Source organism: Ralstonia sp. NFACC01 (assembly GCF_900115545.1).
GTDB lineage: Bacteria > Pseudomonadota > Gammaproteobacteria > Burkholderiales > Burkholderiaceae > Ralstonia > Ralstonia mojiangensis.
Window position 1 is genome coordinate 26712 of sequence record NZ_FOWV01000017.1, and the last position, 16172, is coordinate 42883.

General features: G+C 61.4%; 13 protein-coding genes and 1 pseudogene. 13 read left to right on the forward strand and 1 reads right to left on the reverse strand.

Going from position 1 to position 16172, the window contains the following annotated elements:
* Nucleotides 1–17 precede the first annotated feature (17 nt).
* From BM136_RS24470 to BM136_RS24510, 9 genes are all read left to right on the forward strand, one after another.
* Nucleotides 18–989 carry a dipeptidase gene (locus BM136_RS24470; RefSeq protein ID WP_092976945.1) on the forward strand — a complete coding sequence of 324 codons (972 nt, stop codon included), beginning with the start codon at nt 18–20 and terminating at the stop codon, nt 987–989.
* A 137-nt stretch (nt 990–1126) separates the two neighbouring features.
* Entirely contained in the window at nt 1127–1660 is a 534-nt protein-coding gene (locus BM136_RS24475) for a DUF5943 domain-containing protein (protein WP_092976948.1), read from the forward strand.
* Nucleotides 1661–1720: 60 nt separating this feature from the next.
* Nucleotides 1721–3784, forward strand: coding sequence for an NADH:flavin oxidoreductase (locus BM136_RS24480; RefSeq protein ID WP_092976951.1), 2064 nt, complete (start codon nt 1721–1723; stop codon nt 3782–3784).
* A gap of 2 nt (nt 3785–3786) precedes the next feature.
* The gene (locus BM136_RS24485) at nt 3787–5712 is read left to right on the forward strand and encodes a (Fe-S)-binding protein (RefSeq protein ID WP_092976954.1); all 1926 of its coding nucleotides are present in this window, start codon (nt 3787–3789) and stop codon (nt 5710–5712) included.
* 4 nt (nt 5713–5716) lie between these two features.
* Complete coding sequence (locus BM136_RS24490) at nt 5717–6895, forward strand: electron transfer flavoprotein subunit alpha/FixB family protein (protein ID WP_092976957.1); 1179 nt, start codon at nt 5717–5719, stop codon at nt 6893–6895.
* Nucleotides 6892–7677: an electron transfer flavoprotein subunit beta/FixA family protein gene (locus BM136_RS24495; protein ID WP_092976960.1), complete on the forward strand. Its 786-nt coding sequence runs from the start codon at nt 6892–6894 to the stop codon at nt 7675–7677. Before BM136_RS24490 ends, BM136_RS24495 begins: the two co-directional genes overlap by 4 nt.
* A 51-nt stretch (nt 7678–7728) precedes the next feature.
* Nucleotides 7729–8973, forward strand: coding sequence for an aromatic ring-hydroxylating oxygenase subunit alpha (locus BM136_RS24500; RefSeq protein WP_092976963.1), 1245 nt, complete (start codon nt 7729–7731; stop codon nt 8971–8973).
* 21 nt (nt 8974–8994) lie between these two features.
* Nucleotides 8995–10143: an FAD-binding oxidoreductase gene (locus BM136_RS24505; RefSeq protein WP_092976966.1), complete on the forward strand. Its 1149-nt coding sequence runs from the start codon at nt 8995–8997 to the stop codon at nt 10141–10143.
* A gap of 97 nt (nt 10144–10240) precedes the next feature.
* Entirely contained in the window at nt 10241–11110 is an 870-nt protein-coding gene (locus BM136_RS24510; RefSeq protein WP_092976969.1) for a glycine betaine ABC transporter substrate-binding protein, read from the forward strand.
* Between the two features lie 81 nt (nt 11111–11191).
* Here the strand turns inward: BM136_RS24510 and purU are convergent, their stop codons facing one another.
* Nucleotides 11192–12064 carry a formyltetrahydrofolate deformylase gene (gene purU, locus BM136_RS24515; RefSeq protein ID WP_092976972.1) on the reverse strand — a complete coding sequence of 291 codons (873 nt, stop codon included), beginning with the start codon at nt 12062–12064 and terminating at the stop codon, nt 11192–11194.
* Between the two features lie 467 nt (nt 12065–12531).
* Between purU and BM136_RS24520 the strand changes: the two are divergent.
* The 4 genes and pseudogenes from BM136_RS24520 to BM136_RS24535 all read left to right on the forward strand — a co-directional run.
* Nucleotides 12532–13701 (forward strand): annotated as a pseudogene (locus BM136_RS24520) (glycine betaine/L-proline ABC transporter ATP-binding protein); the annotation flags it as partial.
* A complete protein-coding gene (gene choW, locus BM136_RS24525) occupies nt 13694–14590 on the forward strand; it encodes a choline ABC transporter permease subunit (RefSeq protein ID WP_092976978.1) in 897 nt (298 codons plus the stop codon). The pseudogene BM136_RS24520 and the gene choW, both read left to right, overlap by 8 nt.
* A 117-nt stretch (nt 14591–14707) precedes the next feature.
* Nucleotides 14708–15712, forward strand: a complete 1005-nt coding sequence (locus tag BM136_RS24530; RefSeq protein WP_092976981.1) for a GlxA family transcriptional regulator — start codon at nt 14708–14710, stop codon at nt 15710–15712.
* 43 nt (nt 15713–15755) lie between these two features.
* A partial coding sequence (locus tag BM136_RS24535; protein WP_175537217.1) for an alcohol dehydrogenase catalytic domain-containing protein occupies nt 15756–16172 on the forward strand: 417 nt, incomplete at its 3' end.

The following is a 16172-nucleotide window of genomic DNA, read 5'->3' on the forward strand; positions in this document are numbered from 1 at the left end:
CCGAACCGGAGGAACACATGAGCACGCTGCATCAAGACAGCATCATCATCGACGGTCTGAACATCTCGAAGTTTGAGAGGCCGGTGTTTGAAGACATGCGCCGCGGCGGCATCACGGCCGCAAACTGCACGGTGTCGGTGTGGGAAAACTTCACCAAGACCGTCGACAACATCGGCGTGATGAAGCAGAAGATCCGCGAAAACGGCGAGCTGCTGACGCTCGTGCGTACGACGGACGACATCTTCCGCGCAAAGAAGGAAGGCAAGACCGGCATCATCTTGGGCTTCCAGAACGCGCACGCGTTCGAAGACAACCTTGGCTACATCGAAGCGTTTGCCGATATGGGCGTGCGTGTCGTGCAGCTTTGCTACAACACGCAAAACCTCGTCGGCACGGGCTGCTACGAGCGCGATGGCGGGTTGTCGGATTTTGGTCGCGAGGTGATCACCGAGATGAACCGCGTCGGCATCATGGTCGATCTGTCGCATGTGGGCGGCAACACGTCGTCGGAAGCGATCGCGTTCTCGAAGAAGCCGGTGTGCTACTCGCACTGCCTGCCGTCGGGCCTGAAGGAGCACCCGCGCAACAAGAGCGACGCACAGCTCAAGGAGATTGCCGATGCTGGTGGGTTCGTCGGCGTGACCATGTTTGCGCCGTTCCTCAAGCGCGGGATCGAAGCGACGATCGACGACTACATTGAGGCGATCGATTACGTCGTGAACCTCATCGGCGAAGACGCCGTGGGCATCGGCACGGATTTCACGCAGGATTTCGCCAAGGAATTCTTCGACATGCTCACGCACGACAAGGGCCGCTACCGCCAGCTGACCAACTTCGGCAAGGTGATCAACCCGGACGGCATCCGTACGATCGGCGAGTTCCCGAACCTGACCGCGGCAATGGAGCGCCATGGCTGGAAGGCGTCGCGCATCCGCAAGATCATGGGCGAGAACTGGGTGCGCGTGTTCAAGGACGTCTGGGGCGCATAGGCCCCATCGAATTCAGCGATCTCATTTACAAGAAAACCGGCCGTGCCCCGCAAGCTTCGGGGTGCGCAGGGGATGTCGTGTCTGCAATACCTGCAGCAAAGCGGCACACCGACGGCCTTCCTCACGGAGTCATTGCAATGCCACCTCAACTGCCGATCAACGTCGATCCCAACACCGGCGTCTGGACTACCGATGCACTGCCGATGCTGTATGTGCCCCGTCATTTCTTCACGAACAACCACACGGCTGTCGAAGAGGCGCTGGGGCGCGATGCGTATGCGGAGATTCTCTACAAGGCCGGCTACAAGTCCGCATACCACTGGTGCGACAAGGAAGCCAAGCTGCACTGCCTTGCGGGGATGGCCGTGTTCGAGCATTACCTGAAGCGTTTGTCCCAGCGCGGCTGGGGTCTGTTCTCGATTCTGGAAGCGGACCCAGCGACAGCACGCGCCAAGATCGAACTGTGTCACTCATCGTTCGTACTCGCGCAACCGGGCCGCGAAGGCAAGCTCTGCTACATGTTCGCCGGCTGGTTTGCGGGGGCGATGGACTGGGTCAACGATACCGCGCCGGAAGGAAAGGGCGCGCCGCGTGCGCAGTCAAGGGAGGTGCAGTGTGCGGCGGAAGGCCATGACAACTGCATTTTCGAAGTGTCGCCGATTGCGCATTGATGCGCTGACACAAGACAACACCCGCAACACGACACACACGAACGCCAGAGGTCGCCAGCGATGCGTTATCCCCACCTGTTTAAACCCCTGCAGCTCAACCAGTTGACGTTGCGCAATCGGATCGTCAGCACGGCGCACGCAGAGGTGTATGCGGAGCCGGACGGTCTGCCGGGCGAGCGCTATATCCGCTACTACGAGGAAAAGGCCAAGGGCGGTGTGGGCCTGGCCGTGTGCGGCGGTTCGAGCCCCGTGTCGATCGATAGCCCCCAGGGCTGGTGGAAGTCTGTGAATCTGGCTACCGACAGGATCATCGACCCGCTCGCGCGGCTGGCCGAAACGATACACCGGCACGGCGCGAAGATCATGATTCAGGCCACGCACATGGGTCGCCGTTCTGCATTCCACGGTGAACACTGGCCGCACCTCATGTCGCCTTCCGGCGTGCGCGAGCCCGTGCACCGAGGCAACGCCAAGATCATCGAGGTGGAAGAGATTCGCCGCATCATTGCCGATTTCGCTGCAGCGGCGAAGCGAGTCAAGGCGGCCGGCATGGACGGTATCGAAATCTCGGCAGCGCATCAGCATCTGATCGACCAGTTCTGGAGCCCGCGCACCAACCACCGCACCGACGAATGGGGCGGCAGTCTTGAGAACCGCCTGCGCTTCGGTGTCGAGGTATTGCAGGCAGTACGCGAGGCAGTTGGCAAGGATTTCTGTGTCGGGCTGCGCATGTGCGGCGACGAATTCCATGAAGACGGTCTCGACCACGAGCAACTGAAAGAGATCGCGCAAGCGATGTCTGAAACCGGCCTGATCGACTATCTCGGCGTGATCGGCTCGGGAGCGGACACCCACAACACGCTCGCGAACTGCATGCCCCCCATGGCATTGCCGCCGGAGCCGTTTGTACATCTTGCGGCCGGCATCAAGTCAGTCGTGAAGGTGCCCATCATGCATGCACAGAGTATTCGCGATGCGGGCCAGGCCGAACGCCTGCTTGCGAGCGGGATGATCGACCTCGTGGGCATGACGCGTGCGCAGATGGCTGATCCGCATATGGTCATCAAGATTCGCGATGGCCGCGAGGACGAGATCAAGCAGTGCGTGGGCGCGAATTACTGCATTGACCGCCAGTACAACGGCCTTGATGTTCTGTGCATCCAGAACGCTGCGACCTCGCGCGAACAGACGATGCCGCACGTGATTGAGAAATCGCGCGGCCCGAAGCGCAAGGTGGTCGTCGTGGGAGCCGGGCCCGCTGGGCTCGAGGCGGCACGCGTTGCGCGATCGCGTGGCCACGACGTTGTGCTGTTCGAAAAAAATCAGGAGGTGGGTGGGCAGATCATGCTCGCTGCCAAGGCGCCGCAGCGCGAGCAGATGTCGGGCATCGTTCGGTGGTTCGACATGGAGACGAAGCGCCTGGGCGTGGACCGACGGCTTGGAGTGGAAGTCGACACGAAGGCGATCATGGCCGAACGGCCTGACATCATCGTGCTCGCCACGGGTGGCCGGGCCTTCTCTGATCAGGTGCCGGACTGGGGCGTCGCCGGCGGGCTGGCGGTCAGCTCGTGGGACATCCTCTCCGGCAAGGTCGAGCCGAAGCAGAACGTACTCGTCTATGACGGCGTCAGCACGCACGCCGGCGCGGGTGTCGCCGACTTCATCGCCAGCCGCGGCTCCAAGGTCGAGATTGTCACGCCCGATGTGAAGGTTGCCGACGATTGCGGCGGCACGACATTCCCGATCTTCTACCGGCGCCTGTACGCGCAAGGGGTCATCCACACGCCCAACTACTGGCTTGACCGGGTGTACGAGGAAGACGGCAAGAAGATCGCGGTGCTGCGTAACGAATACACCGAGGAACTGGAGGAGCGAGCCGTCGACCAGGTGGTCATCGAGAACGGCAGCACGCCCAACGACGCGCTGTACTGGAAGCTGAAGCCGGAGTCGGTGAACAGCGGGCAGATCGACGTGCATAAGCTGTTTGCGGCCGAGCCGCAGCCGTGGCTGTCGGAGGAACTGGGCAATGGCCGGTTTCTGCTGTTCCGCGTTGGTGACTGCATTTCGATGCACAACATCCACGGCGCGATCTACGACGCGCTGCGCCTCGTGAAGGATTTCTGACCATGAATCCGGCCTTTCTGATTACCGCGCTGCTGTGGCTGTCGGTGGCGGGGCTCGTGTTTGCGGTGGCCAAGCGTGCCTCGTACTGGCGTCTGGGGCGCGCGGCTGCGGGCGATGAGTTCGGCATTGCAAACTTGTTCACGATTCCGAAACGCTACTTTGTCGACCTGCACCACGTGGTGGCGCGTGATCCGTACATCGCCAAGACGCACGTGGCGACCGCGGGCGGCGCGATTGCCGCACTCGCGCTGGTGTTCGTCAACTACGGCTTTGCCATCTATTCGCCCTGGCTCGACAAGCTGATCTTCGTCGCAGCGCTGGCGATGCTGATTGGTGTGGTGTTCGTCTGGCGACGCCGTGCAGCGAAGATTGTGCCTGCGCGCCTGTCACGCGGTCCGTGGAATACGCTGCCATGGCTGCTCGGCGCGTTCGCGCTCGGCCTTGTTCTGTTCGTGATCGTGCCGACGGAGATGATGTCAGGTGCGTTTGCCGTGCTGTGCGCAGTGCTGATCGGCGTCGGTGCGTTCGCGATGACGTTTGGCGCTGCGAAGGGCGGGCCGATGAAGCACGCGATGGCGGGTCTGCTGCATCTGGCCTTCCACCCGCGTCAGGAGCGTTTTGCCGGTACGCCCGAAGCGTTCACCGGCAGCGGAACGGCGACGCCGCCGACCGCGTTGAAGCTGCCCGACATCGAGCACCAGGAATACGGCGTTGCCAAACCGGTCGAGTTCCGCTGGAACCAGCTGCTGAGCTTTGACGCCTGCGTGCAATGCGGCAAGTGTGAAGCGGCTTGCCCCGCGTTCGCCTCCGGCCAGCCATTGAACCCGAAGAAGCTGATCCAGGATCTTGTCGTCGGAATGGCAGGCGGCACCGATGCCGCCTATGCGGGCAGCCCCACGCCAGGTCTCGCGGTCGGCCAGCATCGTGGCGAGCCGAACGGCTCCATCGTGTCTGGGTTGATCGAAGCGCAGACGCTGTGGTCGTGTACAACCTGCCGCGCCTGCGTGCAGGAGTGCCCGATGCTGATCGAACATGTAGACGCGATTGTCGACATGCGGCGCAACCAGACCCTCGTGCATGGCACGGTGCCGGGCAAGGGCGCTGAAGTGCTGGCCAACCTGCGCGAGACCGGCACCATGGGTGGTTACGACACGGCGGCGCGTTACGACTGGGCGGTCGATCTGAATGCGCCCATTGCTCAGGCTGGCAAGCCGGTCGACGTGCTTTTCGTAGCGGGCGAGGGTGCGTTTGAGATGCGCTACCAACGTACCTTGCGCGCGGTCGTCAAGGTGCTGAACAAGGCGGGCGTCGACTACGCTGTCCTCGGCAACGTGGAAACGGACACGGGTGACGTCGCGCGCCGGCTGGGCGATGAAGCAACGTTTCAGAAGATGGCGAGGACGCTGATCGGCACATTGTCGACGCTGTCTTACAAGCAGATCGTCACCGCTGACCCGCACGTCATGCACAGCCTGCGCAACGAATACCGCGCACTCGGGTTGCGCGTGACCGTCAAGCATCACACAACGTACCTGGCGGAGCTTGCAGCCAGCGGAAAGATTGCGCCGAAGGCCGTCGACGCACTGCGCGAGAAGCGCACGACCTATCACGACCCGTGCTACCTCGGGCGCTACAACGGCGAGACAGACGCCCCCCGCAAGCTTCTCAAGACGATCGGCATCCAGGTGGTCGAGATGGAGCGAAACGGCATGCGCGGCCGCTGTTGCGGCGGTGGTGGCGGCGCTCCGTTGACGGACATCCCCGGCAAGCAGCGCATTCCCGATATCCGCATTGCCGATGCGCGTGCCGTCAACGCGGATGTTGTTGCGGTTGCCTGCCCGAACTGCACTGCGATGCTCGAAGGTGTGGTGGGCCCACGCCCAGACGTGCTCGACGTGGCTGAACTGGTTGCTGCTTCGCTGGAGTGAATCGATGAACACGATCAAACGAATCGATCCGCGCCGGCCGTTCATCATCACGGCCGCCGGGGTGAAGCGGATCACACTCGGGGAGATTGGCAGCTCGGATGCCAACGTGGCGCACTGGCCCACGCTCAGCCACGGTGGCACTGCGGCCAAGCCGCGCCGCACGTTGACCGACCCAAAGCATGTGCTGCTCGTCGCGGCGCACAGCGAGCGCGGCGCACTGGACGAGCACGCATGCCAAGCCGTTGCCGCTGCTGCGCTGCTGGCGGATACACACACTGAAGTCGTGCTGGTGGTCTTCGGTGAGCTGAAGGATGACGCGGCGGCGCTTGGTGTCGACAAGCTCGTCGAGCTTGCGGGCTTTGACCGCCGGGTTTTTGCTCCAGAAAGCGAACTGCAGGCGCTGCAGGCGTGCGTTGCCGCATTTGCACCGAAGAACGTATTTCTGCCTGACAACGCGATCGGCGACGGTGACCTCGGCCGCCGCTATGCAGCTTCCGCCGGCGCAAGCATTGGCGCGCACATCGTCGAAATCAACGCGCAGCATGTTGGCGCCTATGCCCACGCCAAGCGGGCGTTCGCAACGCGCTCGCTGCCCGACGTGATCCTGCTCGCACAGAACGCGGTGGATGCGAAGCTGCCGTTCGTGGGCGCCGGCGAGCGGCTGCCCAGCGATTTCATAGACGTTGCGGCCCCTGCAGCGCAACGAACACGCGATCTTGGCCTGGAAGACCTCGACGCTGCGCAGGTGGCGCTCGAGGAAGCGGATTTCATCGTCTCGGCCGGCAATGGCGTATCCGACATTCCATCGTTCGAACGATTGGCTGATGTGCTGGGCGCCGCGGTTGCAGCGAGTCGGGTCGCGGTCGACAACGGACATTTCAAGCGCGATAAACAGGTAGGCGCCACAGGCAAGACAGTGGACGCGAGCGTCTACATCGCGTTTGGCATTTCCGGCGCCGTGCAGCACTTGCAAGGCATCAAGGATTGCCGCCACGTGATTGCCGTGAATCTTGACGGCAGCGCCCCAATTGCAAAGCGTGCTGACTTGACCGTGGTGGGCGATGCTCAGGCAACGATCGCGGCGCTGATCGAGCAGGTTCAGAGCGCACGCGCAGCCCACGCGGCCCGCGGACAGCCGCCGGCTGCGGTGGGTAACCGTGAACCGGAAGGAGTTGCAGCATGAGCGCCCCGCGACAGTTGAAGCGCATTGCGGTGCTGGTGTCGGTTGGCCGTCATCCGGTCAGCGGCGCCTTGCGTTACAGCCGCAACGATGCGGTTGCTCTTGAGATCGGCCGCCAGCTTGCCGATCGCCATGTTGCACAACTTGACGTCATCCATGCGGGCGATCCGGCAAATCCGGCGCTTGCCGAATATCTCGCGCTCGGCGCACGCGAAGTCGACGTGCTGACTTGCAATGAGGGTGACGATGCAGCGGCCATGCTCGCAGCGCGGTTGCAGGGCTGCGACCTGGTCCTGACCGGCGTGCGAGCCGAAGGTGCGTACGACACCGGTGTGTTGCCGTATCGCGTTGCCGCATTGCTGGGCTACCCGATTGTTGGCGCGGCCGTCGACATTGCAGTCAATGATGGCCGTGCTGCTGTGCGGCAGTTCCTACCCAAGGGGCTGCGCCGGCGCGTCGATACTTCGTTGCCGGCCGTCATTGCAGTGCACCCGTTGGCCAATGCACATCCCCGCTACGCGTACGCGCGGTTACGGGCAGGCGATGTGCGCTGGGCAAGTGTGACGGCCGTTGCAGATGCCGAGGCGTCTGCGTGGACGCTCGGCCCGATCGAGCGCAAGCCGGTCAAGCTCGCGGCGGCGGAGAAGCGTTCCGGCCACGCGCGGATGCTTTCGGCAACCACCACCGAAAGCCGGGGTGGCAACGTCGTAATTGACGGAAGTTCTGTCGAAAAAGCGCAAGTCATCCTGGCTTATTTGCGCGAGCATCAGCTCATCGACTACTGATTTGAACCTGTCGGCAAGAACTAAAGAGACGCAAGGAATCCGGAGCAGACGATGAAGGTATCGGCAGATATTCGCGAATTGATCGAACGACGCAAAGCAGGCTACAGCCTCGAGGCGCCCTTCTACCATAGTGAAGCGATCTTCGCGCTCGATATGGAGGCGATTTTCCGCCAGCACTGGATCCAGGTGGCGGTTGAACCGGACATGCCAGAGCCGGGCGATTACGTCACGGTGGAGCTGGGCAGCGATTCAATCCTGATCGTGCGCGACGACGACATGCAGATTCGCGCGTTTCACAACGTGTGCCGCCACCGCGGCGCGCGCTTGTGCAACGGAGAGAAAGGCACGGTGGGCAATATCGTATGCCCGTATCACAGCTGGACGTATAACCTCGAAGGCCAGCTCATGTTTGCGGAACACATGGGCGAGAAGTTCGACCGCTGCAAGCACAGTCTGAAATCGGTGCACACGCAGAACCTCGCGGGCCTGATCTTCATCTGCCTGGCAGACAACCCGCCCGATTTTTCTGCAATGCGCGAGGCCATGGAGCCGTATCTGCTGCCGCACGATTTGCCGAACACCAAGATCGCCGCGCAGGTCGACATCATTGAGAAAGGCAACTGGAAGCTGACGCTCGAGAACAATCGCGAGTGCTATCACTGCGTTGCGAACCATCCTGAGCTGACAATCTCGCTGTATGAATACGGCTTCGGCTATCAGCGCTCCGATGCCAACGCCGAAGGCATGGATGCGTTTGTGCAGACCTGCATCGAGCGAGGCAAGGAGTGGGCGGAGATGGGGCTGCCATCGGAAGAGATCGAGCGCCTGCTCGATACCACCGGCTTCCGTACGCAACGCCTGCCGCTTGATCGCAGCGGTGAGTCCCAAACACTGGATGCGAAGGTTGCGTCCAGGAAGCTGCTCGGCGGTTTCAAGCAGGCGGATCTCGGTGGGCTGTCGTTCTGGACGCAGCCGAACTCCTGGAACCACTTCATGAGTGACCATATCGTGGCGTTCTCGGTGATTCCGCTGTCCGCCGGAGAGACCCTGGTGCGCACGAAATGGCTCGTGCACAAGGATGCGGTCGAGGGCGTTGACTATGACGTGAAGAACCTCACCGCCGTGTGGAACGCGACGAACGATCAGGATCGCGCGCTGGTGGAATATTCCCAGGCAGGTTCAGCAAGCAGTGCGTACGAGCCGGGTCCGTATTCGCCGTACACCGAAGGTCTTGTCGAGAAGTTCGCGGCCTGGTACGTCGCCCGACTCGCCGACCAGATCGCAGAATCGCACTAAGCCTGTAAACGGGAGCAAGACATGATGCGAGATGCGGGCCAATTGGACGTCATGGACAGCCGGGTGACGCAGCTCGCGTTCTGGAGCGCGCTTCCTGAACGCTGGACGAGCGATGCCGAAGAAACGCTGGTGTGCTGCCACGTAAGGCAGGAGACGCACGACGTAAAGAGCTTCTTCTTCCGTTCGCCGATGGGTCGCATGTTCCTGTTCGAGCCAGGTCAGTTCATTACCCTCGAACTCGCCATCGAGGGCGAGACGATCAACCGTTGCTACACGATCTCGTCGTCGCCTGCACGTCCGCATACGATATCGATCACCGTCAAGCGTGTGCCGGGCGGCAAGGTGTCGAACTGGCTGCACGACAATCTGCAGCCTGGCGCTGCAATCCGGGTGCTGGGACCTGCCGGAGAGTTCACCTGCGCGCGGCATCCAGCACGCAAGTACCTGTTTCTCTCTGCCGGCTCCGGCGTGACGCCGCTCATGTCGATGAGCCGCGCGCATCACGATCTTGCCGAAGATCGCGACATCGTATTCGTGCACAGTGCGCGCACGCCCGACGACATCATCTTTGGGCGCGAGCTGGATCTGATCGCATCGAACCACGCGAATTTTCGTACATCGTTCGTGGTCGAGCGCCTTGGTACACGCACCAACTGGCCCGGCATCACGGGTTTTTTGTCACTGCCGCTGCTGAAGCTTGTCGTGCCGGATTTCATGGAACGCGAGATCTTTACCTGCGGCCCTGCCCCGTACATGAAGGCGGTTCGCGGTCTGCTCGACGAAGCCGGGTTTGACCGCACGCACTACCACGAAGAGAGTTTCTCGTTCGAATCATTGGCTGCCGAAGCGGCGCCAGAGGCGACAGTACAGGATGCCGCTCCAGCGGAAAGCCCTGACGCTGACGCACCGCAGTTCAGTGTCAGCTTTGCGAAAACGGGGCGGGAAATCGCCTGTGGCGCGGCGCAGCACGTGTTGGATGCGGCGCGCCAGGCCGGAGTTCGGTTGCCCGCATCGTGTACCCAGGGCATGTGTGGAACGTGCAAGGTCAGGTTGGTATCTGGCCAGGTCGATATGAAGCACAACGGCGGGATCCGCCAGCGCGAGATCGACCAGGGAATGGTGTTGTTGTGCTGCAGCAAACCGCTGTCGGATCTGGTGATCGACAAATAAGAACCGACGTCGCGCCGTGCATTACAACAGGGTCGCGACGCAGGGTCGGTAGTGAATAAACGGAGGCGCTTGTGTGCCAATCAAAGGAGGAATAACCATGAAGTTTCTCGAAAAGCTGGTCTTTGCCAGTGCGGCATCTGTGATGTTGACGTGGAGTGCATTCGCGCTTGGAGCGACCAAGCCCGGCCTGAAGATCGGCTATGTCGAAGGGTGGGACGACAGCGTCGCAACGACGAACGTCGCCGCACGGATCATTGAAAAGAAGCTGGGGTATCCGGTGCAACTGGTGCCGGTGGCGGCGGGTGTCATGTGGCAAGGCGTCGCCCGGGGCGATCTGGACGCTACGCTGTCCGCGTGGTTGCCCGTGACGCAAGGTGCCTACTGGGATCAGTTCAAGACCAAAGTGGTGGATCTCGGGCCGAACTTCACTGATGCGCGAATCGGTCTGATCGTTCCCGAATCCGTGAGCGCAAAGACCATCGAAGACCTGAACGCACAGAAGTCGGCATTCGAAGGTCGCATCGTCGGTATTGACGCTGGTGCGGGCGTGATGCGCAAGGCGGGCGATGCCATCAAGACCTATGGGCTCAACTACTCTCTGATGCCGAGTTCGGGCAGCGCAATGACGGCTGAGCTGGCGCGTTCAATGAACGCAAATAAGCCGATTGTCGTCACAGGGTGGGCCCCGCACTGGATGTTCGCAAAATGGAAGCTGCGTTTTCTTGAAGATCCGAAGAAGGTCTTCGGTGATGCGGAGCACGTCGACAACGTTGTCAATCCGGGGTTGGAAACCAAGGCGAAGCCGGTGGTCACGTTCCTGAAGAAATTTCAGTGGAAGCCGGGTGAGATCGATAGCGTGATGCTGGCAATCCAAAATGGCACGAAGCCGGACGCGGCTGCCGATGCATGGATCGCCGCGCATGCGGATCGTGTGAACGCATGGCTTGAAGGCGCGCAGTCGCAGTAACTGTCCAACCCGGTCTGTCGACCGGCATGGAAGTAGTACCGGCCACCATCGCCCTGCGATCGTGGCCGGTTTCCGTTGGGTCTACTGGAAGACGACGGTTCGATCACCGTTGAGGAACACGCGGCGCTCAATGAACGCCTTGACCGCGCGTGCAAGGGTGAGGCATTCGACATCTCGGCCCACCGCCAGCAATTGCTCGGGGCGGTAGGAATGATCAACCCGCTCGACGACCTGCTCGATGATCGGGCCTTCGTCTAGATCGTCGGTAACGAAGTGCGCGGTCGCGCCGATGAGCTTGACTCCGCGCGCATGCGCCTGATGGTAAGGCTTTGCACCCTTGAAGCCGGGCAAGAAGGAGTGGTGGATGTTGATCGCGCGATTGATCAGTTTCGCGCTCGTCTCTGGCGAAAGCACCTGCATGTAGCGTGCGAGGATCACGAGTTCCGCGCCGCTCGATTCGAACAGGTCGAGCCATTGCGCCTCCTGCTGCGCCTTCGTTTCGGCCGTGATCGGAAAATGGCGGAATGGCAGACCGTGCTGGCGTGCCATTGGCTCGAAGTCGGGGTGGTTCGACGCGATTCCGACGATGTCCATTTTCAGTTCACCCATGCGCCAGCGGAACAGCAGATCGGCCAGGCAATGCTCCAGTTTCGACACCATGATGAGGACTTTCGGACGCGCCTGCGCGTCGTGAATGGCCCATTGCATGCCGAAGGTTTGCGCGATCGGTTCAAACTCTCGCCGCAGTTCGTCAACGTGCAGCATGTGTGCATCCGTTGCATGAAACACGCAGCGCACAAAGAAATGCTGGCTCAGTTCGTCGTCGAAAACGTTCAGTTCGTCGATGTAGCACTGATGGCGCTCGAGCAATCCGACGACGGCGGCCACCTGGCCGGGGCCGCTCGGGCATGACAGCGTCAGAATGAATGATGGTGAACGGGATGGCGCGTTCATGCGATTCCTCTTTCTCGGTTGACTGGGGCGTTTGCAGCGTGCAAACGCCCGCCACGCTGAAAGTAGAGCAGGGCGCCCGGTGCACAGATAGAACCGAACCGCCGAGTGGCTGGTATTGGTTCGCCACGTGAGCGGGGAAGGTGTACTTTGGTTGTGTCGTGGAGCCGCGCGTCGACCATGGCCGCTGGCAGTCGATGTCGCTCCTGGACAAGCCGATGTCATCTATCGGTTTGTCGGGTTTTCAGTGTCGTATTTGAACAAGCACTTGTCGGAAATCGTCGGCAGATGGTGGTCGTTTCTAGCAACTATGTAGGGAAATCGCACCGATAAAGCGGGGATGCAATTCGTCAGATTTACCCTGGCGTTTCGGGAAGGGAAACCAACAGAAATAGGGATGCAGCGCTGGCGCTTTCCAGATGCCAGGGAAGTGCGGGCACGCCATGTGACGTGTAGGTCCAGCAGTACCAGGAGAGGGTTCGATGAATAGTCCCAAGGTCGTAGTCGAAGGTCTGAGCAAGGTGTTTGGAAGCAATCCCCGCCAAGCCCTCGACATGCTCGCTGCCGGGTCAACGAAAGACGAAGTGTTCAGGCGCACCGGTCAGGTCGTCGGCGTGCACGACGTATCGTTTGACGTGAAAGAGGGTGAAATCTTCGTGATGATGGGCCTGTCGGGCTCCGGCAAGTCGACGTTGATCCGCCTTGTGAACCGGCTCGTGGAGCCCACCGCCGGCAAGGTGCTGATCGGCGGCCGCGACGTGGCGGCCGTCAGCCGATCGGAGCTGATCGCGCTGCGGCGCAAAGACATGAGCATGGTGTTCCAGTCGTTCGCGCTGATGCCGCAGCGCACGGTGCTGTCGAACGCCGCATTTGGCCTTGAAGTGGCGGGCGTTGGCCGGGTGGAACGTGAGCGGCGCGCCATGGAGATCCTGGAGCAGGTTGGCCTGGCGGCCTTCGCGCAAAAGCTGCCGCGCGAACTGTCCGGGGGCATGCAGCAACGTGTCGGCCTGGCGCGCGCGCTCACCGTCAATCCTTCCTTGATGATCATGGACGAGGCGTTTTCGGCGCTGGATCCGCTCAAGCGCAAGGAAATGCAGAACGTGCTGCTGCAACTGCAGAAAGACCACCAGCGAACGATCATGTTTGTCTCGCACGATCTGGAAGAAGCGCTGCGCATCGGCAGCCGGATCGCGATCATGGAAGGCGGTCGTCTGGTGCAGGTCGGGACCCCGCAGGAGATCATCACCAGCCCTGCCAACGACTATGTCCGCACGTTCTTCGACGGTATCGACACGAGCCGATACCTGACCGCAGGCGACCTGATGCAGATGGACGCCGTGCCCACGGTTTCAAAGCTTGATGCGGCAAGCATCGCCGCGACGCTGGACGGCAGCATCGACTATGCCTTTGTGCTGGATGCGCAACGCCGGATCCGCGGTTGTGTCACGCGAAGCGCCGCGCCACACATGCAACCCGTCGAGAGCATCCGGTACGACGCGCCGCTTGAGCAGGTCGTGGATCGCGTTGTCGAGAATCCGAATGCGTTGCCCGTTGTCGATCACGACGGTTGCTACTGCGGCTCGGTGAGCCGTGCCCTCATCCTGAAAGCCATTACGCGATCGCGAGGCCACCATGTCTGACACCCTTCCTATCGGCCACTGGGTCGACCAGGCAGTCCACTACCTTCTGGATCACGACGCGGCCGCGTTCGATACGGTCGGCCGTGCCATCGAGGGGCTCGCCGCGCTCATCGAACGTAGCCTTCAGGCCGTGCCGATGGGGTTGATGATGGCGGTCTTCATTGGCATTGGCCTCTGGCGCGTGGGCTGGCGCTTCGCGCTCTTTACAGCGGCGTCGTTCTTCATCATTTCCGCTACGGGGTTCTGGGACCAGACCATCGTCACGCTGGGCCTGACGCTGTCGTCCACCATCATCAGCCTGGCGCTTGGCGTGCCGCTTGGGATCTGGGCGGCGAGAAGCCGGGTCGTTTCAGCTGTCGTGCGTCCGATTCTGGATCTGATGCAGACGATGCCCGCATTCGTCTACCTCATTCCGGCCGCCATGCTGTTCGGCCTGGGCCGTGTGCCGGGCATTCTTTCGACCGTGATCTTTGCCATGCCACCGGCAGTCCGTCTGACGAGCCTCGGTATCCGACAGGTCAACATGGAGCTTGTTGAAGCCGGCCTGGCGTTTGGCTGTACGCCACGGCAACTGTTGTACAAGGTGCAGATTCCGAACGCCCTGCCGTCGATCATGCAAGGCGTGAACCAGACCATCATGATGGCGCTCTCGATGGTCATCATTGCGTCAATGGTGGGCGCCGGCGGCCTCGGCAATGAAGTGCTCGCCAGCATCCAGCGGCTTGATATTGGGCTCGGCTTCGAAAGTGGCCTGTCGGTGGTGCTCCTGGCCATCGTGCTGGACCGCATTACGGAAAGCTTCGGCCGGGCACCCGGTACGGAAAGAGCCCCGCTTTTCACTGGACTGCGACACCTCTTCAGCGCCAAAGCGGCGCCCGTGCAAACCTGAGGGGCTATCTGCCTGTGCGCGAGAGCGGTAGCCAAAACCTTCGCGCTTCCCATCGATATCCGCGGCGTGCCGCTGCGGAGCCCTTCTGAGTGCGTTCATTCGTCAGGAGACAGAGCTATGGCGTCTGTTGCCTCCGCTTTGGTTGAACCGGCTGTCAGCGGTTCCCGATCGATGTCCTCACTCGCGCATTTCGGTTTTCTGACGCTGCCAAACTTCTCGATGATCGCGTTCTCCAGCGCAGTGGAAGTCCTGCGCATGGCGAACTACGTTGGCCGTGCCGAGCAGTACACGTGGTCCATCTATTCACTCGATGGTGCAGCGGTGTCTGCAAGCAACGGCATCGCTTTCCATCCGACTCAGGCTGTCGACCGAGCGAACCTCCCGGATGTGATGATTGTTTGCGGCGGCACACGCATTCGCGACGTCGTTGATCCTTCGTTGCGCGGCTTGCTTGCTTCCATTGCAGAGAGAGGCATTCCTCTTGGCGGCATCTGCACCGGTGCGTATGCGCTGATGTCGAGTCAGTTGCTCGACGGCTACCGCTGTTCCATTCACTGGGAAAACCGGAGTGCGCTGCAGGAAGAGTTTCCGCACGTACAGTTTGCCGATGAGCTGTTCGCGGTCGATCGTGACCGGCTCACGTGCACGGGCGGTACGGCACCCATCGACATGATGCTCAATCTCGTGGGTCTGCGCTTCGGCCAGCGCATGGCCGCGCAGGTTGCTGAACAGTTCATCCTCGAGCGCATCCGCGGCACGACGGATATACAGCCGATACCGGTTGACGTGCGTGTGGGCTTCCTGCGCGCCGAGTTGATCGAAGTGCTGCGATTGATGGAGGCGAATATTGAAGAACCGCTGTCACTTGAGGAGTTGACTCGGCTCGTGAATCTATCTCAGCGCCATCTGCAGCGGATGTTCAGGTTCTACCTGAACGTGTCGCCAACGCATTACTACCTGACGCTGCGTCTGAAGCGTGCGCGCGATCTGCTGCGCACGACAAACGCGTCGATCGCGCGCGTGACGTCGGTCTGCGGATTCCATTCGCAATGCCATTTCAGCAAGGCGTATCGGGCCCAGTTTGGCTACGCCCCAAGCCATGAGCGACGAATGCCCGATTGACTATGTGGTTAACCCATTCAGATCAAGAGTAAGGACGTGTTTGATGAAAACCAAAGCCGCCATCGCCTGGAAAGCCGGTGCTCCGCTCACCGTCGAAGAAGTCGACCTGCAAGGCCCGCGCGCCGGCGAAGTGCTCGTCGAGATCAAGGCGACCGGCATCTGCCATACCGATTACTACACGCTCTCGGGCGCCGACCCGGAAGGCATCTTCCCGGCGATCCTCGGCCATGAAGGCGCGGGCGTCGTGCTGGAGGTGGGCGCAGGTGTCACATCGTTGAAGGCCGGCGACCACGTGATTCCGCTTTACACACCGGAATGCCGCCAGTGCAAGTTCTGCCTGTCGCGCAAGACGAACCTGTGTCAAGCCATTCGCGCCACGCAGGGCAAGGGCCTGATGCCGGATGGCACGTCGCGTTTCTCGCTCGACGGCAAGCCGCTGTTCCACTACATGGGCACGTCC